The following is a 585-nucleotide window of genomic DNA, read 5'->3' as shown; positions in this document are numbered from 1 at the left end:
GTTGGTAAGAACACCTAAGAGCTTTACTATCCTAACCCAGGACTAAGTAACGCAGTTAACTAAAGAGAGTGGGGCGAGAGGAGAGAAGAGAAGAGCGAACCTCTGCTCCTCGTTAAAAAGGCGTTTGGGCCAGCAGAAACACGGTTGAATTACAGACACGCGTCTGAATCACTCTTGGTATTGGTCACGGGTCCTCACTGAACATCCCGTGCCTTCCGGTTCGATTTCATATACCATATACTAATTATTTTTTTTCCTTTTTTCTCCAACAGTTTCTAGCTGGTTGCACTCGCTCAGGTTGCGGTTGTTTGTTGGCTTCTTCCTAAGGCTCTTGTTTGACATCATCCACGTTAGCCTCTTTTTCTTCTTCTTCAGCCATGCCGGCTGGATTGGCCTCTTCTGGTGCTCTGTGTTCTTCACGGTTCTTGTGGGGGTCTTCAGCAAAAAGTTTTTCAATTTCCTGTTGGTCAACATGATCATATTGCTCTGCATCATCAGATGTGTCATCTGTTTTGGTTTCATTTTCATTGTCATCATTGTCAAAGTCGTCGTCATTGTCATTATCATTGTTATCATCATTTTCAT

At 43.4% G+C, this 585-nt stretch carries 1 protein-coding gene; it reads right to left on the bottom strand.

Going from position 1 to position 585, the window contains the following annotated elements; genetic code table 11:
• Positions 1-322 precede the first annotated feature (322 nt).
• Positions 323-585: hypothetical protein (locus ACP5NR_RS08815; RefSeq protein WP_428006376.1), on the bottom strand; the 263-nt coding region annotated here is incomplete at its 5' end.

Source organism: Athalassotoga sp. (assembly GCF_049965695.1).
GTDB lineage: Bacteria > Thermotogota > Thermotogae > Mesoaciditogales > Mesoaciditogaceae > Athalassotoga.
Note: the sequence above shows the minus strand (reverse complement) of the source record. Positions and strands in the feature narration are given on the sequence as shown.